Source organism: Roseateles amylovorans, from assembly GCF_025398155.2.
GTDB lineage: Bacteria > Pseudomonadota > Gammaproteobacteria > Burkholderiales > Burkholderiaceae_C > Roseateles > Roseateles amylovorans.
Map to the genome: position 1 here is coordinate 1,616,851 of NZ_CP104562.2, position 24,011 is coordinate 1,640,861.

General features: G+C 67.6%; 22 protein-coding genes. 12 read left to right on the forward strand and 10 right to left on the reverse strand.

All coding sequences use genetic code 11. The annotated features are described in order from the left end of the window. Positions 1-42 precede the first annotated feature (42 nt). Positions 43-1,920, reverse strand: a complete 1,878-nt coding sequence (locus N4261_RS06995; protein ID WP_261759475.1) for a bifunctional diguanylate cyclase/phosphodiesterase — start codon at positions 1,918-1,920, stop codon at positions 43-45. Positions 1,921-2,255: 335 nt separating this feature from the next. Beyond that, a complete protein-coding gene (locus N4261_RS07000; RefSeq protein WP_261759476.1) occupies positions 2,256-2,711 on the reverse strand; it encodes a host attachment protein in 456 nt (151 codons plus the stop codon). Between the two features lie 402 nt (positions 2,712-3,113). On the opposite strand from N4261_RS07000, the gene bufA2 reads away from it, so the two are divergent. The 3 genes from bufA2 to N4261_RS07015 are packed head-to-tail and all read left to right on the forward strand — an operon-like array spanning position 3,114 to position 5,031. Then, positions 3,114-3,401, forward strand: a complete 288-nt coding sequence (gene bufA2, locus N4261_RS07005) for a BufA2 family periplasmic bufferin-type metallophore (protein ID WP_261759477.1) — start codon at positions 3,114-3,116, stop codon at positions 3,399-3,401. Positions 3,402-3,415: 14 nt separating this feature from the next. Next, positions 3,416-4,261 (forward strand): MNIO family bufferin maturase, encoded by an 846-nt coding sequence (bufB, locus tag N4261_RS07010; RefSeq protein ID WP_261759478.1) that lies wholly within the window; start codon positions 3,416-3,418, stop codon positions 4,259-4,261. Beyond that, a complete protein-coding gene (locus tag N4261_RS07015; protein ID WP_261759479.1) occupies positions 4,258-5,031 on the forward strand; it encodes an HvfC/BufC N-terminal domain-containing protein in 774 nt (257 codons plus the stop codon). The genes bufB and N4261_RS07015 overlap by 4 nt, the downstream gene beginning before the upstream one ends. Positions 5,032-5,043: 12 nt before the next feature. On the opposite strand, the gene N4261_RS26215 is transcribed toward N4261_RS07015, so the two are convergent. After that, positions 5,044-5,379, reverse strand: a complete 336-nt coding sequence (locus N4261_RS26215) for an ureidoglycolate lyase (RefSeq protein ID WP_435532020.1) — start codon at positions 5,377-5,379, stop codon at positions 5,044-5,046. Between N4261_RS26215 and trxC the strand changes: the two genes are divergently transcribed. Continuing rightward, positions 5,370-5,849, forward strand: a complete 480-nt coding sequence (gene trxC, locus N4261_RS07025; protein WP_261759480.1) for a thioredoxin TrxC — start codon at positions 5,370-5,372, stop codon at positions 5,847-5,849. The genes N4261_RS26215 and trxC overlap by 10 nt on opposite strands. Positions 5,850-5,969: 120 nt before the next feature. Here trxC and recJ read toward each other — a convergent pair whose 3' ends face one another. Both recJ and N4261_RS07035 read right to left on the reverse strand, forming a co-directional pair. Continuing rightward, positions 5,970-7,709, reverse strand: a complete 1,740-nt coding sequence (gene recJ / locus N4261_RS07030) for a single-stranded-DNA-specific exonuclease RecJ (protein WP_261759481.1) — start codon at positions 7,707-7,709, stop codon at positions 5,970-5,972. Next, positions 7,706-8,770 carry a hypothetical protein gene (locus N4261_RS07035; protein ID WP_261759482.1) on the reverse strand — a complete coding sequence of 355 codons (1,065 nt, stop codon included), beginning with the start codon at positions 8,768-8,770 and terminating at the stop codon, positions 7,706-7,708. Before N4261_RS07035 ends, recJ begins: the two co-directional genes overlap by 4 nt. Positions 8,771-8,923: 153 nt before the next feature. Here N4261_RS07035 and N4261_RS07040 point away from each other — a divergent pair, with 153 nt between their 5' ends. From N4261_RS07040 to N4261_RS07050, 3 genes are all read left to right on the forward strand, one after another. After that, positions 8,924-9,772, forward strand: a complete 849-nt coding sequence (locus N4261_RS07040) for a UDP-2,3-diacylglucosamine diphosphatase (RefSeq protein ID WP_261760635.1) — start codon at positions 8,924-8,926, stop codon at positions 9,770-9,772. A gap of 188 nt (positions 9,773-9,960) precedes the next feature. Continuing rightward, positions 9,961-12,015: a polyphosphate kinase 1 gene (ppk1, locus tag N4261_RS07045; protein WP_261759483.1), complete on the forward strand. Its 2,055-nt coding sequence runs from the start codon at positions 9,961-9,963 to the stop codon at positions 12,013-12,015. Positions 12,016-12,326: 311 nt separating this feature from the next. Continuing rightward, positions 12,327-12,629, forward strand: a complete 303-nt coding sequence (locus tag N4261_RS07050; RefSeq protein WP_261759484.1) for a YMGG-like glycine zipper-containing protein — start codon at positions 12,327-12,329, stop codon at positions 12,627-12,629. An 87-nt stretch (positions 12,630-12,716) separates the two neighbouring features. Here N4261_RS07050 and N4261_RS07055 read toward each other — a convergent pair whose 3' ends face one another. After that, positions 12,717-14,228: a Ppx/GppA phosphatase family protein gene (locus N4261_RS07055; protein ID WP_261759485.1), complete on the reverse strand. Its 1,512-nt coding sequence runs from the start codon at positions 14,226-14,228 to the stop codon at positions 12,717-12,719. A 208-nt stretch (positions 14,229-14,436) separates the two neighbouring features. Between N4261_RS07055 and N4261_RS07060 the strand changes: the two genes are divergently transcribed. Further along, a complete protein-coding gene (locus tag N4261_RS07060; protein WP_261759486.1) occupies positions 14,437-15,306 on the forward strand; it encodes a dienelactone hydrolase family protein in 870 nt (289 codons plus the stop codon). A 202-nt stretch (positions 15,307-15,508) separates the two neighbouring features. After that, positions 15,509-16,297: a ZIP family metal transporter gene (locus tag N4261_RS07065; protein WP_261759487.1), complete on the forward strand. Its 789-nt coding sequence runs from the start codon at positions 15,509-15,511 to the stop codon at positions 16,295-16,297. A gap of 69 nt (positions 16,298-16,366) precedes the next feature. On the opposite strand, the gene N4261_RS07070 is transcribed toward N4261_RS07065, so the two are convergent. The 4 genes from N4261_RS07070 to N4261_RS07085 all read right to left on the reverse strand — a co-directional run bounded on the left by N4261_RS07070 (position 16,367) and on the right by N4261_RS07085 (position 20,247). Further along, the gene (locus N4261_RS07070) at positions 16,367-16,801 is read right to left on the reverse strand and encodes a universal stress protein (RefSeq protein WP_261759488.1); all 435 of its coding nucleotides are present in this window, start codon (positions 16,799-16,801) and stop codon (positions 16,367-16,369) included. 331 nt (positions 16,802-17,132) lie between these two features. Continuing rightward, on the reverse strand, positions 17,133-17,996 hold the full coding sequence (locus N4261_RS07075) for a sulfurtransferase (protein ID WP_261759489.1): 864 nt from the start codon (positions 17,994-17,996) through the stop codon (positions 17,133-17,135). 82 nt (positions 17,997-18,078) lie between these two features. Then, a complete protein-coding gene (locus N4261_RS07080; RefSeq protein WP_261759490.1) occupies positions 18,079-18,975 on the reverse strand; it encodes a DMT family transporter in 897 nt (298 codons plus the stop codon). 153 nt (positions 18,976-19,128) lie between these two features. After that, positions 19,129-20,247, reverse strand: coding sequence for an aromatic ring-hydroxylating oxygenase subunit alpha (locus N4261_RS07085; RefSeq protein ID WP_261759491.1), 1,119 nt, complete (start codon positions 20,245-20,247; stop codon positions 19,129-19,131). 641 nt (positions 20,248-20,888) lie between these two features. On the opposite strand from N4261_RS07085, the gene N4261_RS07090 reads away from it, so the two are divergent. Genes N4261_RS07090 through dxs form a run of 3 tightly spaced genes read left to right on the forward strand, consistent with a single transcriptional unit; the run spans position 20,889 to position 23,991 of the window. Next, positions 20,889-21,149 (forward strand): exodeoxyribonuclease VII small subunit, encoded by a 261-nt coding sequence (locus tag N4261_RS07090; RefSeq protein ID WP_261759492.1) that lies wholly within the window; start codon positions 20,889-20,891, stop codon positions 21,147-21,149. After that, positions 21,150-22,037: a polyprenyl synthetase family protein gene (locus N4261_RS07095; protein WP_261759493.1), complete on the forward strand. Its 888-nt coding sequence runs from the start codon at positions 21,150-21,152 to the stop codon at positions 22,035-22,037. A 16-nt stretch (positions 22,038-22,053) separates the two neighbouring features. Continuing rightward, positions 22,054-23,991, forward strand: a complete 1,938-nt coding sequence (gene dxs, locus N4261_RS07100) for a 1-deoxy-D-xylulose-5-phosphate synthase (protein ID WP_261759494.1) — start codon at positions 22,054-22,056, stop codon at positions 23,989-23,991. Positions 23,992-24,011: the final 20 nt, after the last annotated feature.

The window sequence follows — 24,011 nt, forward strand, 5'->3', positions numbered from 1 at the left end:
GGGCGGGGGGGATGGCGGTGGGGGCAGCGGGGAGAGGTTGGTTCACCCCACCGATTCTAGGAGCGAAGGCATGGCCATGGTGCTGTCGCTGGTGTCCAACGGCATCACGGCCTCGACCTCGGCGGGCGGCGACGAGCGGCGGCGGTCGACGAAGAATCGGCTCGGTCCGCTGCCGCATTTGGCCACGTGCTTGGGTTCGGCCAGCGCAGCGGACAGGGCGCGCACGCTGTCGAAGGCACCGGGGAGCACCGGGATGACGCCGGCGCTGAGAGTGGGCAGCGGGTTGAAGGATTCCTGGTTCTGGCGGTTCAGGGTGATGTAGCCGCCCAGGGCCAGGTGGTCGGCGGAGAAGAAGGGGCGCAGTTGGTGGTCGAACGCCTGGCAGACCTGGGTGAGGCGTTCGGTCCAGTCGGCCGAGCCCAGCACCATGACGAAGTCGTCGCCGCCGATGTGGCCGACGAAATCGAGCTGCGGATCGGCGGCGGTCTGCAGGAGCTGGGCGCAGAGCTTGATGATGTCGTCACCGGCGGCGTAGCCGTAGACGTCGTTGAACGGCTTGAAGTGGTCGATGTCCCAGGCCACCACGACGAACTCGCGACCTTCGTGCAGCAGCGCATCCAGATGCTGGTCGGTGGGGACGTTGCCGGGCAGCAGGGTCAGCGGATTGGCATAGCGGGCGCTGTGGACTTGGAGGTCGGACACGGCTTTGAGCAGATCGGTGCTGCGGCCGGTGCCGAAGTACTCGCCGTCGCGGGTGACGATGAAGCCGTCGACCATCAGGCGATCGTCCAGGCTGGCGATGGCCTCGCTCATGTCGCGCAGCGAGGTGCTGGCATCGAAGATCAGCGGGTGCGGGTCCATCAGCGCGGTGCAACTGCGCTTTTCGTGGATGTCCATGAAATAGCGTTCGGCGCTGCGCTTGAGCACTTGCAGCGAGCGCAGCAGGCCGATCGGCCGGTTGTGCGGATCCAGCACCGGCATCGAGAAAAGTCGCTCGTCGCGCTGGAACATGTCGACCACGGTCTGGCAGCTGAGCTTGGGCGTCACCGTGTGACTGCGGCGGGCCAGTTGGGCGGCATTGGTGATGGCGTCGGGCGGCAGGCGCCTCCAGTCGGCGTGGCGGCGGCGGTGCTCGGGCGCCAGCAGCGCGTCGACCTCGGCGCGCAGGGTTGTGCGGGGTGCGGCGCTGGGGCGGGCGAGCAGATAGCCCTGGCAGACGGTCACGCCGAGGCGGCGCAGCACGGTCAGATCGCTGAGATGTTCCAGCCCTTCGGCGACCACGGTGCAGCCGCTGCGCGCGGCCATTTCGAGGATGGAGCGGACGAACTGCTGCTTGAGGGGTTCCTGCGCGATGCCGTCGATGAAATGGCGATCGATCTTCACGAAGTCGGGCCGGATGTCCATCCACCGTTTCAGGCTGGCGAAGCCTTCGCCGAGGTCGTCCAGCGCGACCACGAACCCCAGTTCGCGCAGGCTGCGCATGCTCGCCTGAAGGCGTTCGGGTTCGAGGATGGGGCGGGTTTCGGTCAGCTCGATCACCACGCGGGAAGCGGGCAGATCGAGCTGCGCGAACTCGCGCGCGATCAAGGCGCCGTGTTCGCCGGTGGCCAGCAGCGTATCGGCGGTCAGGTTGAGGAACAGCTGCCCGGGCAGCTGCAGTTCCTTGAAGCGGCGCAGCGCGCGTCTGACGACGATGCGTTCGAGCTCCACCAGCCGCCCGAGGCGCGCAGCGGTTTCGAACAGCACCAACGGCGAATGCAGCGGCGAATCGGCCGGGCCGCGGGTCAGGGCTTCGAAGCCCAGGATGTGCGCACGCTCCAGCTCCACCAGGGGCTGGAAATGGATGTCCAGAAGCTGATCGCGAATGATGGCCGACAGGACCACGCTGAACGGATCGGGCGAGGACAGATAGATGGACATGACAGGGTCACGACGACACGTCGCGACAGGCGGGAGGGGGTGTCCCCATTCTTCGCTCCATCAATGTCACTGTTTTGACAAAGACTTACAACCTGCCCAATTTTTGGATCTGCGCCAGAACGGATCCCCTGTCTGATCGCGTCAAACAAGGGATCCGCAGGCGGGGGAGAAACCCGACGGAGATGGGCGGGTGAACGGACCGTGGAGGCCGGCGCCAGGCGGCGAGGGCCGCCCGACGGGAGCGCCCGACCCGTGAGGGGCGGGCGTCCACCGCATGATGCGAGCCGCCGCTGCAGCAGCAGGCGCATCGGCACGTGGGCGGTCGGCCCGCCTCATCACGTCTTACTGAAGTCCCGCTCCGGGAACAACCGGGAGGTCAACTGCCCCAGGCTCTCATGCACCACATCGACGTTGGTCTCGTCGACCACGATTTTGGTGACCTGAGCGCTGAGGGCCTTGCGCAGCAGGCCGAGGAAGCGGGGCGCGGCGACGATGCGCAGCTGGGTGAGGTCGTGGTTGTTGAGGTGTTCGTCCAGGGTTTTGGCCACGCGGGCGGCGAAGGAGATGGCTTCCTGGTGGGATTCGTCGACGGAGGCGGAGGTGGTGGTGCTGTTGCCACGGCGGCCTTCGGCGTCGCGGCGGAGGTCGGCCTTGTCGGCGTGGGCGGCGGCGTCGGTGAGGGTGGTGACGTCTTCGAGGTCACCGCCTTCTTCGGGCAGGCGCAGGAGTCGGGCGACGCCTTCGTCGGCCACGAGGACCCAGAGTTTCCCGTCGTCTTTGTAGTTTGGCATGAGGGGTGTCCTTCCGAGAGGGGAGTGGGAGATGAGCTGAGGCGGCAATCGCCGTACCCAGCCGGCCGGGTCTCATTGCCCTCGTACGCCCGATCCATGAGCAGATGCAGCGGCCGTGTCGGCGGCCACCGAGCGCTTGACCAGCTCACGATCGCCGCCGGCATCGTGCGCCGTTCGCGGTGACAGCGAGAAATGTGAACAGGCCCTGGTCGACCTGTTTCTTCACCCAATCGCCATCCACCCCAGGAAAACCCCTGGCAATGTGGCGAGAGCTCGCCAATTTCTGCTGAGCGGAAAAATCTTGTTCGGTGCTGTAAGGTCGAGCGCGGTCTGTGCGACAGAGTCATCGCAAGCGATCTGACTTGCTTCACTGGTCCCCCCGGGACCGAACGGAGATTCACCATGTTGACCAAGACCCAAGGATCCGCCCTCGCCGCCGCCGCCGCCCTGTTTGCGATGAATGCTTTCGCCGCCCCGGCGCCCGCCGGCAGCGCCGGCCTGGCCGTGGCCGCCAGCGACAAGGTGCATTGCTATGGCGTGCACGACTGCAAGGGCAATTCCGACTGCAAGACCAGCGAGAACGCCTGCAAGGGCCAGAACGCCTGCAAGGGCCATGGCTTCAAGGGCATGGCGGCCAAGGACTGCCTGACCGCCGGCGGCGTGATCGCCGATCTGGTGGCCAAGAAGTAAGCGAAGGGCCGCCGATGTCTTCCATCACGCGGCCCAGCCCGGGCTTCGGCCTGGGCCTGCGCAGCGCCCACTACAGCGCCTTTCTCGCCGAGCCCCAGCCGGTCGATTGGCTGGAGATCATCTCCGAGAACTACATGGTGCCCGGCGGCAAGCCGATGCAGATGCTGGAGGCGATCCGCGCAAGCTATCCGATGGCGATGCACGGCGTCTCGCTGTCCATCGGCGCGGTGGCTGGTCCTGACCTCGCCTATCTGCGCCAGCTCAGGGCGCTGACTGAGCGGGTGCAGCCGCTATGGGTCTCCGACCATCTGTGCTGGACCGGGGTGCACGGCCGCCAGATGCATGACTTGCTGCCGTTGCCCTATACCGAGGAGGCGCTGGCCGTGGTCGCGGGCAATGTGGCCCGGGTGCAGGACGCGCTGGGCCGGCGCCTGGTGCTGGAGAACGTCTCCAGCTATATCGAATACAAGCAATCGGCGATGAGCGAGGCGCAGTTCCTGGCCGAGCTGTGCCGGCGCAGCGACTGCCTGTTGCTGGTCGATCTGAACAACATCCATGTCAGCGCGGTCAACCACGGCTTTGATGCGATGGACTATCTGGACGCACTGCCGCAGGGACGCGTGCAGCAGTTTCATCTGGCCGGCCACAGCGACTACGGCGATCACCTGGTCGACACCCATGATCACCCGGTCGCCTCGCCGGTCTGGGCGCTGTATCGCGAGGTGCTGCGCCGCTTCGGGCCGGTGGCCACCATGATTGAGCGGGACGATCGCATCCCGCCGCTGCCGGAGCTGCTGGCCGAGCTCGACATGGCGCGTGCCATCGCATCGGAAGTGGCTGTGGAGGCGTTCCCCGCATGACGCTCGAAACCCTGCAGGCCGAGTTTCAGGCGCTGCTGCTGGATCAGCCGCAGCAGTTCGCCGCCGCAGTCAGGCCCGGCGGCATCGGCGTTGAGCGTCGGCTGGCGATCTACCACCAGGCCTACCGCGCCCGTCTGGTCGAGACCCTGCTCGACAGCTATGGCCATACCGCCGCCTATCTGGGCGACCAGGCCTTCGAGCGCGAGGCGCGCGCCTACCTGATGGCCCACCCTTCGAGCCAACCCAGCCTGCGCTGGTTCGGCGCCGCCTTCCCGGCCTGGCTGGCCGAGCGCCATCCGCAGGACCTCGACATTGCCGAGCTGGCCGCGCTCGATTGGGCTCTGCGCGAGGCCTTTGATGCCGCCGACGCGCAAGCCCTGACCCCCGCCGACTTGGCAGCGCTGCCGGCCGAGGCCTGGGCCACGGTGGGCTTTGGCCTGCCGCCCAGCTATCGCCGTCTGCGCCTGAGCCACAACACGCTGGCGATCTGGCAGGCGTTGGACCAGGATGAGACGCCGCCCTCGGCCGAGCCGCTGGTGCAGGCGCTGGATGTCCTGATCTGGCGACGCGGCAGCAGCCCGCACTTCCGCAGCCTTGGCACGCTGGAAGCTGCCGCGCTGGATGCCCTGGCCCAGGGCCAAAGCTTCGCTGCGCTGTGCGAGGCCCTGAGCGAACGCTTCCCCGATTCGAACCTTGTCAGCGAGGTGGGTGGCCTGCTGCGACGCTGGGTCGAGGAAGGACTGCTCGCCGGCCTCACCGGGGCGCGATGACGGCACCGGGTCTCAATCTAATTCCGTCGCAATGGCCGCCGGGCCCGGGCCCTCGGGACCGGGCTGCAACTGCGCGAGGTCGTGACAGCGCTCGGTGGTGCCGCCGTTGATAGGGAAGTGTCGGGCGGCCGCATCGGTGGCGATCACCTCGCCGATCGGGGCGAAGGCAGCGATCAGAGGCTGTGGGGTCAGGAGGCGGGGCGTGCTGTTCAGTGATCTCCATGCGCCCACTGTTGCGGCCAGATCGCCTTGGCGCCATTTGTGTTGACAGGCCCTAGACAAATCTCCAGGGCATGCGGCTTGCCGCCGGTGCCGTCTCGGCGTAGCGTGCAACCTCAATGAACACATTCGACCCCCCTTCCTCCGAGACCGGCGCCGGGACCGCGGCCAGCCTCCACCTCGTGTGTCCGTCCTGCGGCGCCAAGAACCGGGTGCCGCGCCAGCGGCTGTCGGAATCGCCGGACTGTGGCCGCTGCGGCACGGCGCTGATGGCGGCCAAGCCGATGGACTTGTCGCCGGAGGTGTTTGACCGCTATGTCGCCGGCACCGAGTTGCCGGTGGTGGTGGACTGCTGGGCGGCGTGGTGCGGCCCGTGCCGGACGATGGCGCCGCAGTTCGAGAAGGCGGCTCAGGCGCTGCCGATGCTGCGGTTCGTGAAGCTGGACACGGAGGCCGCGCCGCAGCAGAGCGCGCGCTACGCCATCCGGAGCATCCCGACACTGCTGCTGTTTGTGGGGGGCCGCGAGGTGGCCCGTCAGGCGGGCGCGATGCCGGCGCAGGCGATCGTGGACTGGGTACGCGGCAGCCTGCCGCGCTGAAGACGCACGCGGGTCTGTGTCAACCAGACCCCTCGCCCTGACACCGTCCCGCAGGCATCTGCCGGCCTGACCGGCGTTGTCCGACCTGCTGCGGACGAGCGCGTCCGCCAGCCCGGCGGATCACTCCGCCATCGCTTCCACCACCATCTGCACCCGTTTCTGCCCCTGGTACTCATCCAGGCTGAGCCGATAGGCCAGGGTGACCTGCTCGGGCAGCGGTTCGGTGTGGCCAAACCAGATGGCATCCCGCAGCAGCGCGCCTTGCCGCAGGCGCAGCTTGAGATGGCGCTCGCCGACCAGGCGCTGGTTGATCACCTGGACCCGGTCGCAGAACAGCGGCGCCTCGAAGGCCTGGCCCCAGACCTGGGCCTCGAGCTCCTGCACGGTTTCCGGGCAGAAGGCTTCGGGCGGCAGCGGCCCGTCGGTGCGCAGGGTGCGGGTGAGGGCGCCGTCGTCCAGCCATTCGCGGGCGATCTGCTCGAAGGCGGCACCGAAGGCCGCCACCCCGCCGGGCGCGAGGGTGCAACCGGCGGCCATGGCATGGCCACCGAACTTGCGCAGCAGATCGGGATGGCGTTTGGAGATCAGGTCCAGCGCATCCCGCAGGTGGAAGCCGGCGATCGATCGCCCGGAGCCTTTCAACTGGCCGTCCGCCCCTTTGGCGAAGACAAACACCGGCCGATGCAGCCGATCCTTGATGCGAGAGGCCACGATGCCGACCACGCCCTCATGGAAGTCTTCATCGAAGATCGCCAACGCGGGCGGCGGTGCGCCGTTGAGTCGGGGATCGGCCATCAGGCGGTCAAGCAGGACCAAGGCCTGCTCCTGCATCCCGGCCTCGATCTCGCGGCGTTCGCGGTTGATGCGGTCCAGCTCGCGGGCGAGTTCCAGCGCCTGATCGGAGTCGTCGCAGGTCAGGCAGCCGATGCCCATGGTCATGTCGGCCAGCCGCCCGGCCGCATTGATGCGTGGCCCGAGTGCGAAGCCCAGATCGAAGCTGTTCGCGCGTGAGGCATCCCGCCCGGCGGCGGTGAACAGCGCGGCCACGCCGGGCTGCATGCGGCCTTCGCGCATCCGTTGCAGGCCTTGCGCCACCAGCCGCCGGTTGTTGGCGTCCAGCTTCACCACGTCGGCCACCGTGCCCAGCGCGACCAGATCCATCACGCCGAGCAGGCTGGGCAGCCGGTCCTTGGCGGACGGATCGCGACGGATCAGCTCATCCCGCAGCGCCCACAACACGTAGAAGGCCACGCCGACGCCGGCCAGGCTCTTGCTCTCGAAGCCGCAGCCGGGCTGGTTGGGATTCACCAGCGCATCGGCGTCGGGCACGGTGGGCTGGCCCTGGGCATCGGCGGCGGGCAGGTGGTGATCGGTGACCAGCACCTTCAGCCCGAGTGCGCGGGCATGGGACACGCCCGCATGGCTGGCGATGCCGTTGTCCACGGTGACCAGCACCTGCGGCCGATGCTGAAGCGCCAGCTCGACGATGGTGGGCGTCAGGCCGTAGCCGTGCACCGCCCGGTCGGGCACCACATAGCTGAGCGTGCCCGCGCGGGCGCCGAGCATCGCCAGGCCGCGCAGCATGACCGCGCAGGCGGTGGCGCCGTCGCAGTCGTAGTCGGCCACGATGCACAGGCGCTCGCCGGCCTGCAGGCTGTCGGCCAGCAGGTTGGCGGCGCGGTCAATGTCCTTCAGGTCGGTGGGGCGCAGCAGATGCTTGAAGCTGGGCGCCAGGTCCACGGCGGAACTGACACCGCGAGCGGCGAACAGCCGGGCGAGCAAGGGCGAGACGCCGGCCTGCTCCAGCGCAAAGGCGCTGTCCGGCGGCACATCGCGGACCAGCAGGCGCGGCGCGTTCACAGGGCCCCCAAGGCGTCGGCCACACGCACCTGCGGCGGCGAGAGCCGCTCGCGCAGGCGTTGCCAGGCGCCGCCCGTGCGCCGCTCCCAGGTGCGGGCCAGCCGCTCGCCGCTGAGCGTGAGCCGCAGCGGTCCGCCCTCGCGCACCTGGCGCAGCGCCTGCGTCAGCGGGCCGGCGTCCAGCGCTTTCCAGGCCTCGCTCCAGCGGTAGAGATCGCCCGCATGCATCGGCGCGCGCAGGCGGTCGTCCAGGATGAGGTCCGTTGGCAAGTCCTGGCCCCCATCGCGGCCGCAGCCGCTGATCCAGGCGGCATTGAGCACCGGCAGGCGGCGGCCCTCCCGGGCGTCATTGAGCGGATGGTTGTGGAGCACCATCTGGATCTCGTTGAGCAGGGTGCGCAGTCGGCGGGCCTTCGGCATCCAGGTCTCCACGCCGCGGTTGACGATGCGGTCCAGGCTGGCCGAGGGCAGGCCCTCCAGCGTGTCATGGGCAATGGCCCATTGGTCGGCCGCGAGCCACTGCGTGCGCCAGCCCTCGTCGGCGGGGAAGACCGGGGAGAGCGCCTCCAGGAAGGCGCGCGATTCGGCTTCGTCCAGCTCAAGGGCCGCCGGATCCATGGCGGTGACCTGATCGGTGCCGACGGACAGATGCAGCGGCGTCAGCAGCGCCCAGGCGGCGTGATCGGTGTCGTCATCGGCGCCGTGATCGGAAGATGGGGCGGACGCTTGGGCGGAGGCCCGATGGGAGCCGTCATGCGGTGCGTTGTCGGCGGCTTTCCCGGTGGGAGCTCCTGCCGATCCAGCGTGCGGAGCCCGCAATTCACGGAGGCGCCAGGCGCCCAGCGGGATCGGACCGTCCGCCGGTGCCGGCAGGCCCCGCAGTTGGGCCAGGGCCCGCTCGTGGGGCGGGAGGAGGGTGAGTTCATCGTCGCCCACGTCGGCGCCCGGTGTGGGTGGGCCCAGCAGGCCGAGCAGATGACTCAGCGCGGGCAGCTCCAGCTCGCGCAGCGCGGCCTCGAAATGCGGCTCCAGCGCGCTGGCATGGGAAATCATCAGATGCATGGGCGCGATTATCGGCGCCTGCTGCCGGGGGCGGGGTGGGGGAGCGGGTTGCCCCCAGTCTGCCCCTCAGAAAGAGCGAGGCAGGCTGGGGCGCGGTCATCAAGGTTTCATGAGCCATCCCCAAGCTGTGGGGCCATGCTGACCGACACCCTCATGGCCGCCGCAGTGTCCAACGAACCGCCCGGGGCCGAGGCGGAGGAGGGCGGTTCGCTGCGCTTCCGAACGGTGTGGATCTCCGATCTGCACCTGGGCACGCCGGGCTGCCAGGCGCGGGCGCTGCTGGAATTCCTGCGCGAGGTGGAGTGCGAGCAGCTCTTCCTGGTGGGCGACATCGTCGACGGCTGGCAGCTGCGCCGCAGCTGGTATTGGCCGCAGGCCCACAACGACGTGGTGCAGAAGCTGCTGCGCAAGGCGCGCAAGGGTTGCCGGGTGATCTATGTGCCGGGCAACCATGATGAATTTGCCCGCAAGTACCTGCAGCACAGCTTCGGCGGCATCGAGGTGGCCCAGGAGTGGATCCACGAAACGGCGGACGGCCGCAAGCTCTGGGTCACCCACGGCGACCTGTTCGATGGGGTCATCCAGTGCGCCAAGTGGCTGGCGCATGTCGGCGACACGCTCTATGAGTTCACACTCAAGCTCAACCGCCATCTGAACTCAATGCGGGCCCGGCTCGGGCTGCCGTACTGGAGCCTCAGCAAGTATCTGAAGCTCAAGGTCAAGCGGGCGGTGTCCTATGTCAGCGATTTCGAGGAAGCGCTGGCCCGCGAGGCCCGCAAGCGGGGGGTGCAGGGCGTCGTCTGCGGCCATATCCATCACGCGGAACTGCGTGACATCGACGGCATCCTCTATGCCAACGACGGCGACTGGGTCGAAAGCCTGACCGCCCTGGTGGAACACGCCGACGGCCACCTGGAGATCATCGACTGGGGCGAGCGCCGGCGCCAGGAGGCGAGCGTGGCCGCGCAGTCCCTGGCCGCAGCGATGCGCACCGCGGCTTGAGCCCGGCGGTGCTGCTCGGGCAGATGGGACGCCGGCGGCCTTCGAGAACGTCGACGCCGCGCTTTCGCGCCCTCCCTTCAATGGCCGGCCCGGGACCTCGCTGCGCCCCAGGGCGGGCCGTTCCCTTTCGCCCGGATGGCTCTAAAGAGGGTCACCGGACTGTCACGATAGCTTCATAGAATCATCCCATGACCGTGCCCGCCGTGCCTTTGCTCAACCGCGAACAAGCGATCCTCGAGTTCAACCGACGCGTGCTCGCCCAGGCCCAGCGCAGCGATGTGCCGCTGCTGGAGCGCCTGCGCTACATCTGCATCGTCTCGAGCAATCTGGACGAGTTCTTCGAAGTCCGCTTTGCCGACATGCTGGATGCCCAGCGCGACGGCAGCGGGCTGGTGACCCAGCGCGACGTGGAGCGGGTCGCCCGCGCGGCGCACAACCTGATCGACGAGCAGTACGGCATCTTCAACGACCAGGTGATGCCGGTGCTGCGCGACTACGGCATCCAGATCCTGAACCATGCGGACCGCAATGAGGAGCAGCGCGCCTGGGTGTCGCGCTTTTTCGAGCGGGAAGTGCGGCCGCTGCTGGTGCCGGTGGGCCTGGACCCGGCCCACCCGTTCCCGCAGGTGGCCAACAAGTCGCTGCATTTCGTCGCCCGGCTGTCCGGCAAGGATGCGCTGGGCCGCGACACCCGGATCGCCATCGTCAAGGTGCCGCGGGTGCTGCCCCGGGTGATCAAACTGCCGCCGGCGATCACCGGGGGCAAGCAATGCTTCGTGCTGCTCACCAGCGTGATCCGCGCGCATCTGGAAAACCTGTTCCCCGGGCGCCAGGTGGAAGCGTTCTCGCAGTTCCGTGTCACCCGGGATTCGGACCTGGAGGTGGACGAGGAAGAGATCGCCAACCTGCGCCATGCGCTGCGCTCCGGCCTGACGACCCGCCACTTCGGCCGTGCGGTGCGGATTGAGGTGGTCAACACCTGTCCGGAAGAGCTGTCGCGCTTCCTGCTGGAGCAGTTTGCGCTGCCGGAAGCGGCGCTGTACCGGGTCAACGGCCCGGTGAACCTGGTGCGCCTGATCGAGCTCATCGACCAGACCGATGCGGACGAGCTGCGCTTCCAGCCCTATGAGCCGAGCTGGCCGGTCGGGCGGTTGCCGCGGGGCAAGTCCATCCTGGACAAGCTCCGCACCAAGGGCGATGTGCTGCTGCACCATCCGTTCGAGAGCTTCGATCCGGTGGTGCAGATGCTGCGCGAGGCGGTGGACGATCCCGATGTGCTGGCCATCAAGCAGACCATCTATCGCACCGGCAGCCAGTCGGTGCTGGCGGACCTGCTGATCGAGGCGGCCCGCCGTGGCAAGGAAGTGCTGGCGGTGGTGGAGCTCAAGGCCCGTTTCGACGAGGAAGCCAACATCAACTGGGCCGAGCGGCTGGAGGCTGTGGGCGCGCAGGTGGTGTACGGCATCGTGGGCTTGAAGACCCATGCCAAGCTGATGCTGATCACCCGCCGCGAAGGCGGCAAGCTGCGTCGCTATGGACATCTGTCCACCGGCAACTACAACCCGAAGACGGCGCGCTTCTACACCGACCTCGGCTACCTGACCGCCGACCCCGAGCTGACGGCGGACATGGATCTGGTGTTCCGCCAGTTGGCCTCGCTGTCCAAGTTCAAGGCGCCGAAGAAACTGCTGCTGGCCCCGTTCAATCTGCACCGCACCATGTGCGAGCTGCTGAGCCTGGTGGAAGAGGCGGCACGTCGGGGCGAACCGGCGCGGGTGGTGCTGAAGATCAATTCACTGACCGATGGCGAACTGATCCAGGCGCTGATCCAGGCCGGTCAGGCGGGGGCGCGCATCGACCTGATCGTGCGCGGCGCCTGCATGCTGCCGCCGGGCTTGCCGGGGCAGACCGACAACATCCTGATCCGGTCGGTGGTCGGCCGCTTCCTGGAGCATTCGCGGATCTTCTACTTCCGCTGGGGCAAGACCGACGAGCAGGAGGCGCTCTACCTGTCCAGCGCCGACTGGATGAGCCGCAACATGTTGCGCCGCATCGAGGTGGCCTGGCCGGTGCTGGATCCCAAGCTGCGCCAGCGGGTGCTGGATGAGGGCCTGACGCCCTATCTGCACGACACGCAGGATGCCTGGCAACTGGGGCCGGACGGCACCTCCCAGCGGGTGAACGGCGATCCGACCACCAGCGTCAGCGCGCAACAGGCGCTGATGCGGATGTATGCGGAGTAGGCTCGCGGCCCGGTAGCGATCCCGGTAGCGATCCCGGTAGCGATCTCGGTTTCGCTCTCGGTAGCGCGGCGCTGGAACGCGTCTTCCGGACGCTTCTTCGGTCCGCTTTTCCAGGGACGAGGCTGGGCGGTGCGGATGGCCGGCGCGGATGGGCGCGGAGTCGCTCGACCGATGGCAAGGCACATCCTTTGCCCAATCCTGGGGACACCACCGATCACGTCGGTGGCGCTGGACGGTCGACGGGCCTCGGGCCTGTCGGACGGCGCGCTGCGGCGTGGTTTCACTTCAGTGTTCCCACGGAAAGGTTCCCCATGACACCCTCTCTTCTCAGAACTGCGGCGCTGGGCGCCGTGTGCGCCGCCCTGACGGTGGGCTGTGCGTCCGATCGGCATCGGCATGAGGACGGTCGCAACGCGGCTGTCGGTGCGGTCGGCGGCGCGGTGATTGGCGCGGCCACCGGGGGCAATGCCCTGACGGGTGCGGTCGTCGGTGCGGTGGCAGGCGCGCTGATCGGGCGTCTGATGGTGGACGGCCGGGAGCGTGAGGTCTACTCGGATGGCCGTGGCGGTCGGTATTGGGTCGACGAAGACGGCCGTCACCGCCCGATGCGCTGATTGAGCCTGATCGAGATGATGGCGGCAGGCGCTCGGTGTCGAGCGCCTGTCGCCTGACCTCGACGGCCGCGCGAGCGGCCGGGCAATTCAGGTCGTCAGCGTGAGCTGCACGCGGCCGACCTTGGCCCAGGCCTCCAGTTCCTCGCGCAGCAGGTAATGCGCCCGGGGATGCGCCTCCACCCAACCCGGACGGATCCGGATGGCGACCTGCTGACCGTCGCGCTCCAGCTTCATCGCGCCGGCGTCGACCGCGCCGCGGGCGTGGCATTTGATGGCGGCCAGCCGAAGTGCCAGGAGCTGCCAGGTGAGATCGTCGTCGCCCAATTGATCGTCCAGCTTGCGCAAGCCACCGCGCTGACCCAGGGCCAGATCGCCGATCCGACGCAACTGGCTTTGCGAGAAACCGGCCGCATCCACATGGGACAGCAGATAGGCGCTGTGACGGTGGTAGTCGTGGTGCGAGACCATCATGCCGATCTCATGCAGCGCCGCCGCCCAGCCGAGTTCGCGGCGATGCTCTTCGTTGGCCTCGGGAGCCAGTTGCGTGTGCAGCCGAAGGGACAGGTCGCGCACGCGCTTGGCCTGTGCCCGGTCGACCGCGAAACGTCGCTGCAGCTCGGCCACCGACTGCTCGCGGATGTCCCGGCCGGTGCCCAGCAAACTGGGATCGATCCGCTCGGCCAGATCGAAGATCACGCCCTGGCGCAGGGCACCCTTGGCGGGTTGCAGGTGGTCGATGTCGAAATGGGTGAGCAGGGTGTAGAGGATGCACAGCCCACCGCCCACCACCGCGCGGCGGTCTTCCTTCAGGCCGGCCAGCTTGAGGGCCTCGACATGGCCGGCGCTCAGGCATTGCTCGATGCACCAGCGCAGGCCGTCCAGCGTGATGCTGCCGTCCGTCACCCCGTTGGCGGCCAGGATCTGGGCCACCGCGCCGACGGTGCCTGACGAGCCCAGCGCCTGCTCCCAGCGCGGCTGGGCGGTGTGGCGTGCGAATTCGGTCAGTGCTTCTTCGAGCTCGGCGCCGGCGGCGACCTGCGCGGCGCGGAAGGCTTCGGCGGTGAAGCGGCCGTCAGGGAAGAAGCGCATCGACAGGCTGACGCTGCCGACCTGGAAGGATTCGGCACGCAGCGGCACGGTGCCGCGGCCCAGGATCATCTCGGTGGAGCGTCCGCCGATGTCGATCACCAGGCGGGGTTGCTCGGCTTCCTGCAGCCTGGCGACGCCGGCGTAGATCAGGCGTGCTTCCTCTCGGCCCGAGATCACTTCGATCGGATAACCCAGCACCTCTTCGGCACGCGCCAGGAAGGCATTGCGGTTGCGGGCTTCGCGCAGCGTCTGGGTCGCTACCGCCCGCACTTGGCGGCCGGGCAGGCCGTCGAGCCTCAGCGCGAAACGGCGCAGGCAGTCCAGGCCGCGCTGGATGGCTTCTTCGGTGAGCATGCTCTGCGCATCCAGCCCCGCGCCCAGGCGCACCGTTTCCTTGAGATAGTCCTGCCGGCGGTATTGACCCAGTTGCAGATGGGCCATCTCCAGCCGGAAGCTGTTGGAACCCATGTCGATGGCGGCCAGGGAGAGGGGAACTTGCGCTTGACTCATGGGGCGCGATTGTCGCGGCGTTTCGGGGCCTCGAAATCCTTCAATTTCAAGGTCGTCCGTGAGTGGCGGGACACGCCACTAGAATCGGCCGCGCCCAGCCGTCGCCAGGCGCACGGTCGGCTTCGGGCCTGCAGTGTCTGCGCTGCGGGCGTCAGGCCCGCCCCGATCCGGCCCGATCCATCGCAAGCAGCACCCAAGGAGGCATTGCATGACGAAAGCGGACTTCGACAGCCTGTTACCCGAACGCGGTTTCAACCGCCGGGCGTTTGTGGGAACCGCGGTAGGGAGCGGCTTTGCGGCCGCCGTGCTGCCGGTCAGCGCCCAGACGATCACCACCGACACCCAGGGCCTGGACGCCGGCCCGGTGAGCGTGCCGGTGGGCAACTTCAACATGCCGGCCTATGCGGCCCGGCCGGCGGGCGTGAAGCATCCGCCGGTGGTGCTGGTGATCAGCGAGATCTTCGGCGTGCATGAACACATTGCGGATGTCGCACGGCGGTTTGCCAAGGCCGGCTACTTCGCCATCGCGCCCGATCTGTTCCTGCGCCAGGGCGATGCCAAGGCCTACACCGAAATCAGCCGACTGATGGCCGAAGTGATCAGCAAGGTGCCGGATGAGCAGGTCCTGCGCGACCTGGATGCCACCGTCGCGTTTGCCAAGGCCCAGGGCGGCAACACCGCGCGGCTGGGCATCACCGGCTTCTGCTGGGGTGGTCGCATCACCTGGCTGTATTCGGCGCACAGCAACGCAGTGAAGGCCGGGGTGGCCTGGTATGGACGGCTGCAGGGGCAGTCCAACCCGAATACGCCGAAACATCCGATCGACCTGGTGGGCCAGTTGAAGGCGCCGGTGCTGGGCTTGTATGGCGGGCAGGATGGCGGCATTCCGCTGACCAGCGTCGCAGCCATGCAGGAAGCGCTCAAGCAGGGCAGCACAGCGGCCAAGGCCAGCGAATTCGTCGTCTACAAGGACGCCGGCCATGCCTTCCATGCGGACTATCGACCCAGCTTCCGCGCCGAGGATGCCAAGGACGGCTGGACGCGCTGCCAGGCCTGGTTCAAGGCCCACGGCGTTTGATCGACGGCGGCCGGCGTGACCGGCTCCCCCGGGGTCCCCGGTGCTCGCGGCGCTCCCGGCCGTCAGGGTCATCATGACCATCCGGGCGATCCGGGCGATCCGGGCGCGCCGCGCACAGCCTGGGTCAGGCGGGGGCTTGACGAGTCTGAGACAATTTCAGCATCCCTACCGGCGCACCCATTGAGGTGCGCCTTTTTTGTCCATGACCCTGTTCTACATCCTGCTCGTGACCCTGGCCGGCGGCCTGGCTTCGGTGTCCATCGCGGCGATGCTGACGGTGGGCCTGCTCAGTCGCATCGTCCACCATCTGGTGAGCCTGTCCGCGGGGGTACTGTTGTCCACAGCGCTGCTGCATGTGCTGCCGGAAGCCTTCGAGAGCGGCACCGACCCGCATTCGCTGTTCCTCACCCTGCTGGGCGGGTTGATGTTCTTCTTTCTGCTGGAGAAGGCGGAGCTGTACCGGCACACCCATCACCACCAGGGGGACGGCCATCACCACCATCACCACTTCGACCGCGAACAGGCGGGCCGAGGCGGCCTGGCGGTGCTGGTGGGCGACAGCATCCACAACTTCTGCGACGGCATCATCATTGCCGCCGCCTTTCTGGCGGACCACCACCTGGGCTGGGTCACCGCGATGGCCATCATCGCGCACGAGATTCCACAGGAGGTGGGCGACTACATCGTGCTGCTGAACGCCGGTTTCTCGCGCGGCAAGGCGCTGTTCTTCAATGCGGTGTCTGGTCTGGCGGCGGTCGCGGGCGGCTTGCTGGGCTATTTCGTGGTCGGGCCCTGGCAGTCGCTGTTCCCCTACCTGCTGGTGGCGGCGTCGAGCAGCTTCATCTATGTGGCGGTGGCTGACCTCATTCCGCAACTGCAGCGCCGGCTGCCGTGGAAGGACACCGCGCTGCAGCTGCTGTGGCTGGGCGTCGGGATCGGCTTCGTGCTGATGGTGGTCGGCGGCCAGCACGGGCACGGCCACGCACATTGAGCTGCGCGCCGGCGCGGTGATGGGTCGGAGGTGAGGACAAGGGGCGCGACAAGGCGCCCCTTGCTCTTTTCAGCGCACCACCAGCACCGGGAACTCGCAGTGGGTCAGCACCTTCTGCGTCTCGCTGCCGAGCAGCAGGGCCTGAAAGCCGCGACGGCCGTGCGAGGCCATGACCAGCAGGTCGGCATCGACACGCTTGGCGTGTTCGATGATGGCCTCCCAGGCGTGCAGCGCCTCGACGCTGTGGGCTTCGATCTCCAGCCCTTCGGCTCGTGCGGCGGCCAGTACCTGGCTCAGGCGCTCCTGGGCGATGCGTTCCTGGGCGTCGAAGAATTCCTGCGGCGGGGTGGGCTGCATTTCAGACACCGCGCTGTAGGGGAAGGGCTCTTTGACGCTGATGGCGAAGAGCTTGGCGCCGTGATGGCGGGCCAGGCGGACGGCGGTGTCCACCGCCTTGGCGGTGATGTCCGAACCGTCGGTGGGGATCAGGATGCGTTGGAACATGGCGGGCCTCCGTGTGAAGGGAAGTTCACCCCGAGGTCGCGATCGCCGCCAGCGCGGTGATGGCGAATTCAGGGTCAAGACTTGCCTGCTCAGTCTGACTCGTGCATGGTGCTCCGGTTCTGCGCGATGTCAATCCCGATCAAGCCGAGAAGGCCCCAGCGCAGCAAACCCCGTGCCTGTGGGCTGCCGGCTGTCGTTTGCGGGCCTGCATCGGGCCTCCCGCCGTCATGGCGGGGGCGGCGGGCGGAGTCGTGGCGGGGTGACCGTCACCTGTCACCGGTCACCGGTCACGCGAACAGGTCGGTGGAGGCCCTGTGATTCAGCCTTTGGCTCAGCCTTTGGCGAGCGGCAGGCGCGGCTGGGCGCTCCATTCACTCCACGAGCCGGGATACAGGCGGCTGCCGGTGAGACCCGCGTGATGCATCGCGAGCAGGTTGTGGCAGGCGGTCACGCCGGAGCCGCACTGATGGACGGTGTCTGCGCTATCAAACGAGCCCAGGACGGCGAGGAACTCCGCGCGCAGTTGGTCGGCGGGTTTGAAGCGACCTTCCGGCGTCAGGTTGCCTTTGAAGAAGCGATTGCTGGCGCCAGGAATGTGGCCGGCCTGCTTGTCCAGCGGTTCGACCTCGCCGCGGAAGCGTTCGGCGGCGCGGGCGTCGATCAGCCGCACGCGACCCAGTTGTCCGAACAGTTCCTGCGCGGACAGTGGCTGCTCCAGGGCCTCGCCGAGCGCGAAGTCGCCCTCGGGAGGCCGGGGGCTGGGCGCCGCAGAGGTGCCTGCGCCGGCTTGCTGCCAGGCGGCGAAACCGCCATCGAGCACGGCCACCGCGTCATGGCCCAGCCAGCGCAGCATCCACCAGAGCCGTGCGGCATACATGCCGTCTGCGGCGTCATAGGCGATCAGTTGCTGGCCGTGCCGCAGACCGAGCGACCTGAGCGTGGCGGCAAAGGCCTCGCGCTCCGGCAGCGGGTGACGGCCACGGAAGTGCTCACCCACCTGCTTGGGGCCGCTCAGGTCGCGATCCAGGTGCAGATAGAACGCGCCGGGCAGATGCGCCGCGGCGAAGGCCCGTTCGCCGGCGCCGGTGTCGGCGAGATCGAAGCGGACATCCACCACCAGCGGCGGCGTCGGCGACGCCATCAGCGCCTGCAGTTGATCGACGGACACAAGACTGCGGTGGACGGGATGGCTCATGGTGCGTTCAGAAGATCGGTGGATCGAAAGACCGGCGGACCGTCGGCGCCGCGATCGGCGGCCGGCGATCCCCCTTCACACATCAGGATTCGCTGACCGAATGCTGGGCATCCTTGGGCGTGCTCCGGGCGCGCAGCAGGGTGGCGCCCAGTCCGGCGACGACGATCAACACGATCCCCAGCCAGGAGGGCAGACCGAGCCGGTCGCCAAACAGCAGCACACCATACAACGCCGAGAACACGATGCCCAGGTATTGCAGTGACGCATTGACCAGCGGCTTGCCGGTGCCGTAGGCGCGGGTCATCATCAACTGAGCGCCCGTGGCCAGAAGACCGACTGCCAGCAGCAGCGCCGCGCCCTTCCAGGTATGCGCATGCCAGCCGCCGTGCGAGACCAGCGTGGTCAAGGCGCCGGCCACGACGCCGCCCATCGAGAAGTAGAAGACGATGCGATATTCCGGCTCGCCGACGCGCCCCAGCGAGGTGACCTGCAGATAGGCCATGGCGGAGAGCATGCCCGATGCCAGTCCGGCCATGGCGTGCCACATCTGCTGCTCTTCCATCGCAGGCTGCAACACCAGTCCGACGCCCAGGAAGCCCAGCAGCACGGTGACGACCAGCCGCGGATCGACCTTCGCCGCGCCCATCAGGACGGCGCCGCCAATCAGGAACAGGGCCATCCAGACCGAGGACATGTAGTTCAGCGTCATCGCGGTGGCCAGCGGCAGCTTGCTGATGGCGAAGAACCACAACGAGAGCGCGATCACGCCGGACAGGCTGCGCCAGAAATGCATCGCCGGCACGGCGGTCTTGAGCGAGAGCCCGCGCGTGCGCGTGAGCGCGAAAAGGATCAGCGTGCCGACCAGGCCGCGGTACATGACGATCTCGCCGGCGCTGTAGTAGGCCGAAGCCAGCTTCACGCAGACACCCATGGTGGCGAACAGCAAGGTCGCCAACACCATCAACAGGGATGCAGACATGCGGCCGATTCTCACCCTGAACCTCGAGCCGGGCTGTGGCGGTGAGCCGCCAAAACGAGAACGCCCTGCAAGAGCAGGGCGTTGTGCGCACCGGTGGGCGGCGGGCGTTTGGATGGGGCGCGACCGGGCGGCGTGCCGGTCGCGATCGGTGCGTCAGCGCTTCATCAGGGCGCGGTACCACTCGTGGAAGTGCTTCATGCCGTCTTCCATCGGGCTCTGGTAGGGGCCGACCTCGTTGTCGCCGCGTTCCATCAGGGCTTTGCGGCCGGCGTCCATGCGCACGGCGATTTCGTCGTCCTCGATGCAGGTTTCCATGTAGGCGGCCTGCTGCGCGTCGACGAAGTCGCGCTCGAAGGCGACGATCTCCTCGGGATAGTAGAACTCCACGATGTTGGTCGTCTTCTGCGGACCTTGCGGGAAGAGCGTGGAGATGACCAGCACGTTGGGATACCACTCCACCATGATGTGGGGGTAGTAGGTCAGCCAGATGGCACCCTGATCGGGCGCGGTGCCGCCGCCAAAGCCCAGCACCTGCTCATGCCACTTCTGATAGACCGCCGAGCCGGGCTTGCTCAGCGCCTTGTTCACGCCGACGGTCTGCACCGAATAGTCGCGGCCGAATTCCCAGGCCAGGTCGTCGCAGGTGACGAAGTGACCCAGGCCGGGGTGGAACGGGCCGACGTGGTAGTCCTCCAGATAGACCTCGATGAAGGTCTTCCAGTTGTAGTCGCACTCGTGGACGTGGATCTTGTCCAACTGATAGCCGCTGAAATCCAGGGCCGCGCGCGGACCCAGTGCGGCCAGATCGGCGGCGATGTCGCGGCCGTTGTCCTCGAACAGCAGGCCATTCCACTCGCGGACCTTGTAGCGGTTCAGGTGCAGGCAGGGGTCTTGCTTGAAGTGCGGTGCGCCGACAAGCTCGCCCTTGAGGTCGTAGGTCCAGCGATGCAGTGGGCAGACGATATTGCTGCGGGTGTTGCCGCGGCCACGCAGCATCACCGCCTGCCGATGGCGGCAGACGTTGGAGATCAGTTCGATGCCTTGGGCATGCCGCACCAGGGCGCGGCCTTCGCCTTCCTGGGGCAAGGCGTAGTAGTCGCCGACCTCGGGCAACGCCAGGGCGTGGCCGAGGTAGCGCGGACCGTGCTGGAAGATCAGTTCCTGTTCCCGGCGGAACAGGTCCTCGTCGAAGTAGGAAGAGACTGGCAGCTGAGGGTGGCTGGACGCCGTGCTGCTTTCAAGGGCGCTGAGAGGGATGCTCAGGTCGGACATGATCCAAGAGGGTCTCCAAGACACCAATGTCAACCGTGACCGGCCGCCCCCCAGATCGGGCGGGCCGGAATGATGGACGAGTAAGGAACGCGCGCAGGCCCTGTTTCAAAGGGTTCATAGCTTTTCGACTTCTAGAGCATGCGGGCGGGCAGGGGAACCGGTGATTGTACCCGGGGCAACTCTGGCGAGTCCTCTATAAGACCGTGCGGGACTGACGTATTTCGGATGCCCTCCTGTGCAGTCGCGCCAGGTCCGGGCTGACAAGTGACCGGTCGTGGGGGATCTGTGTGATGCTCGGGTGTCTGGTTCAGGCATCTGGTGGGGCCAGGGGACTCGAGCAGGTGCTTCGGAGGGTCTGTAAGAGGGCTGAAGCAGGACCTGGGGACGGGGGAGCCGCACTTCAAGGGCCTGCAGGGTGCCCGGTGTCGGGCCTGTGATCCCTCCCACGGGGTGCCGGCGCATTTCGCCCCTTTGCTCCGCTCGCCGCCCACGCTTGCCGTGCATCTTTTCCTTCCTCCGAGACAGGTCTCTCGGTTCTGGTGCGGCGGCACCGCTGTGGCGCCCCGCTCACACCCCCCCCGTAGGTCTGATTCGGGTTCGCCCTGTCCCGGTGCTTACAATCACCTTTTTCGTGTTTTGAAATGAGCAAGCCTTCCGCCAGTGCCAAAGCGGCTCCCCAGCCCGCCCAGAACCCGGAACCCGCCAGCTACGAGCAGGCGGTGGAGGAGTTGGAGCGGCTGGTCCAATCGATGGAAGCCGGTCAACTGCCGCTGGACCAGTTACTGGCCAGTTACCAGCGTGGCGCGGAACTGCTCAAGTTCTGTCGCTCCAGGCTTCAGGCCGTCGAACAACAAGTACAGGTGGTGGAAGGCGGCGACATGAGGACTTGGGGAGAAGAATAAGTGGATGCAGGCGTGTTCGAGCACTGGGTGAAACGTTCGCTGCAGGAAGTCGAGTTGGCGTTGGAGGCCTGGGTGCCCGAAGCCGCTCCGGCCGGCCTGGGCGAGGCGATGCGGTACGCGGTGCTGGGCGCCGGCAAGCGGCTGCGTCCGCTGCTGGTGCTGGCGGCGGCCGAGGCGGTGGGCGGTGAGCGCGAGGCCGCCATGCGCGCCGCCTGCGCCGTCGAACTGATTCACGCCTACTCGCTGGCGCATGACGACATGCCCTGCATGGACAACGACGTGCTGCGTCGCGGCAAGCCGACCCTGCATGTGCAGTACGGCGAGGCTCAGGCCATGCTGGCCGGCGATGCGATGCAGGCGTTGGCCTTCGATGTGTTGACGCCTGACACCGGCGTTGCCCCCGCGCTCCAGGCGCGGCTGTGCCGGCTGCTGGCGCGCGCCAGCGGTTATGACGGCATGGCCGGCGGCCAGGCGATTGACCTGGCCAGCGTCGGCAAACCGTTGGGCGAGCGCGCGCTGCGGGACATGCATCGGCGCAAGACCGGCGTGCTGCTGCAGGCCAGCGTGCTGATGGGCGCGGCGTGCGGCGACATCAGCGAGACCGCCTGGACGTCCTTGAGCGACTATGGTGCGGCGATCGGCCTGGCATTCCAGGTGGTCGACGACATCCTGGACGTCACGCAGGATTCCGAGGTCCTCGGCAAGACGGCCGGCAAGGACCAGGACAGCAACAAACCCACCTACGTCAGCGTGCTCGGCCTGGATGCCGCGCGCGCCTATGCGCTGCAGCTGCGCGACCAGGCCCACAAGGCCCTGGCCGACAGCGGATTGGCCGACACCGCCTGGCTCAGCCTGCTGGCTGACAAGGTGGTCGAACGAGACAACTGAGAAAACAGGTCCGGTCATGAGCGATCACTCTGCGACTTCCCCGTCCTTGCTTCAGGGCATCGACAGCCCGGCGGATCTGCGTCGTCTGTCGCGGGCGCAACTTCCGCAGGTCGCGGAAGAACTGCGCGCGCATGTGCTTGACAGCGTGTCCAAAACCGGCGGCCATCTGTCGTCCAATCTGGGCACGGTGGAGCTGACGCTCGCGCTGCACTATGTGTATGACACGCCGCGCGATCGGCTGGTCTGGGACGTGGGTCACCAGACCTACCCGCACAAGATCCTGACGGGCCGTCGCGATGCGATGCCCACGCTGCGGCAGCAGGGCGGCATCTCCGGCTTCCCTCGTCGCGACGAGAGCGAATACGACACCTTCGGCACCGCGCACTCCAGCACCTCCATCTCCGCCGCTCACGGCATGGCGATGGCGGCTCGGCTCAAGGGCGAGTCCCGCCGCGTGGTCGCGATCATCGGCGATGGCGCGATGACCGCCGGCATGGCGTTCGAAGCCTTGAACAATGCCGGCGTGGCCCATGGCGGCCTGCTGGGCGACGTGCTGGTGATCCTGAACGACAACGACATGTCGATCAGCCCGCCGGTGGGCGCGCTGAACAAGTACTTCACCCGGCTGATGAGCGGCAAGTTCTACGCTGCGGCCCGCGAGGGCGCGAAGTCGGTGCTGAAGAACACGCCGCTGTATGAATTTGCGCGCCGCTTCGAAGAGCACACCAAGGGCATGTTCGTGCCCGGAACGATCTTCGAGGAATTCGGCTTCAACTATGTCGGCCCGATCGACGGCCACGACCTGGATGCGCTGGTGCCCACGCTGGAGAACCTGCGCGACAAGAAGGGCCCTCAGTTTCTGCACGTGGTCACCCGCAAGGGCCAGGGCTACAAGCTGGCCGAGGCCGATCCGGTCAAGTACCACGGCCCGACACCATTCAACCCGGCCGAAGGCATCAAGCCGGCGACCGTGCCGTCCAAGAAGACCTTCACCCAGGTGTTCGGCGACTGGCTGTGCGACATGGCCGAAGCCGACCCCAAGCTCGTGGCGATCACGCCCGCGATGCGCGAGGGCTCGGGCATGGTGGAGTTTCACAAGCGCTTCCCGACGCGTTATTACGACGTGGGCATTGCCGAGCAGCATGCGGTGACCTTCGCCGCCGGCCTGGCCTGTGAAGGGCTCAAGCCGGTCGTGGCAATCTACTCCACGTTCCTGCAGCGTGGCTACGACCAACTGATCCATGACGTGGCGCTGCAGAACCTGCCGGTCTTGTTCGCGCTGGATCGTGCGGGTCTGGTCGGCGCGGACGGCGCCACCCACGCCGGCAACTACGACATCGCCTTCACCCGCTGCGTGCCCAACATGAGCGTGTTGACGCCGGCGGACGAGAACGAGTGCCGCCAAGCGCTGTACACCGGTCATCTGCACGATGGCCCGGTGACGGTGCGCTATCCGCGTGGTGCGGGTGTCGGCACCGTGATCCAGCAGGAGATGGTGGCGCTGCCCTGGGGCAAGGGCGAGATCCGTCGCCACTCGGCGCAGGCGCAGACACGCGGCCATGGGTCGCCCCGCATCGCCATCCTGGCCTTCGGGACCTTGCTCTACCCGGCGCTGAAGGCGGCTGAATCGCTGGACGCCAGCGTGGCCAACATGCGCTTCGTCAAGCCGCTGGACGTCGAGCTCGTGGCGGAACTGGCGCGCACCCATGATGCGCTGGTGACTGTCGAGGACGGCTGCGTGATGGGCGGCGCCGGCAGTGCGGTGCTGGAAAGCCTGCAGTCCCTGGGCTTGGCATTGCCGGTGTTGCAGCTGGGCCTTCCGGACACCTACGTCGAGCACGGCGAACCCGCCAAGCTGATGGCGCAGTGCGGGCTGGATGCCGCCGGCATCGAACGCTCGGTGCGTGAGCGCTTCCTCGCGGTGCCAGCACTGCGGTCGGTCGTCAACAAGTAAGCTCGTCGCGTCGCGTCGCG

Coding starts and splice junctions, on each gene's coding strand:
- N4261_RS06995 (WP_261759475.1), bottom strand. CDS start 1,920: ATGTCCATCTATCTGTCCTCGCCCGATCCGTTCAGCGTGGTCCTGTCG.
- N4261_RS07000 (WP_261759476.1), bottom strand. CDS start 2,711: ATGCCAAACTACAAAGACGACGGGAAACTCTGGGTCCTCGTGGCCGAC.
- bufA2 (WP_261759477.1), top strand. CDS start 3,114: ATGTTGACCAAGACCCAAGGATCCGCCCTCGCCGCCGCCGCCGCCCTG.
- bufB (WP_261759478.1), top strand. CDS start 3,416: ATGTCTTCCATCACGCGGCCCAGCCCGGGCTTCGGCCTGGGCCTGCGC.
- N4261_RS07015 (WP_261759479.1), top strand. CDS start 4,258: ATGACGCTCGAAACCCTGCAGGCCGAGTTTCAGGCGCTGCTGCTGGAT.
- trxC (WP_261759480.1), top strand. CDS start 5,370: ATGAACACATTCGACCCCCCTTCCTCCGAGACCGGCGCCGGGACCGCG.
- N4261_RS26215 (WP_435532020.1), bottom strand. CDS start 5,379: ATGTGTTCATTGAGGTTGCACGCTACGCCGAGACGGCACCGGCGGCAA.
- N4261_RS07035 (WP_261759482.1), bottom strand. CDS start 8,770: ATGCATCTGATGATTTCCCATGCCAGCGCGCTGGAGCCGCATTTCGAG.
- N4261_RS07040 (WP_261760635.1), top strand. CDS start 8,924: ATGGCCGCCGCAGTGTCCAACGAACCGCCCGGGGCCGAGGCGGAGGAG.
- ppk1 (WP_261759483.1), top strand. CDS start 9,961: ATGACCGTGCCCGCCGTGCCTTTGCTCAACCGCGAACAAGCGATCCTC.
- N4261_RS07050 (WP_261759484.1), top strand. CDS start 12,327: ATGACACCCTCTCTTCTCAGAACTGCGGCGCTGGGCGCCGTGTGCGCC.
- N4261_RS07055 (WP_261759485.1), bottom strand. CDS start 14,228: ATGAGTCAAGCGCAAGTTCCCCTCTCCCTGGCCGCCATCGACATGGGT.
- N4261_RS07060 (WP_261759486.1), top strand. CDS start 14,437: ATGACGAAAGCGGACTTCGACAGCCTGTTACCCGAACGCGGTTTCAAC.
- N4261_RS07065 (WP_261759487.1), top strand. CDS start 15,509: ATGACCCTGTTCTACATCCTGCTCGTGACCCTGGCCGGCGGCCTGGCT.
- N4261_RS07070 (WP_261759488.1), bottom strand. CDS start 16,801: ATGTTCCAACGCATCCTGATCCCCACCGACGGTTCGGACATCACCGCC.
- N4261_RS07075 (WP_261759489.1), bottom strand. CDS start 17,996: ATGAGCCATCCCGTCCACCGCAGTCTTGTGTCCGTCGATCAACTGCAG.
- N4261_RS07080 (WP_261759490.1), bottom strand. CDS start 18,975: ATGTCTGCATCCCTGTTGATGGTGTTGGCGACCTTGCTGTTCGCCACC.
- N4261_RS07085 (WP_261759491.1), bottom strand. CDS start 20,247: ATGTCCGACCTGAGCATCCCTCTCAGCGCCCTTGAAAGCAGCACGGCG.
- N4261_RS07090 (WP_261759492.1), top strand. CDS start 20,889: ATGAGCAAGCCTTCCGCCAGTGCCAAAGCGGCTCCCCAGCCCGCCCAG.
- dxs (WP_261759494.1), top strand. CDS start 22,054: ATGAGCGATCACTCTGCGACTTCCCCGTCCTTGCTTCAGGGCATCGAC.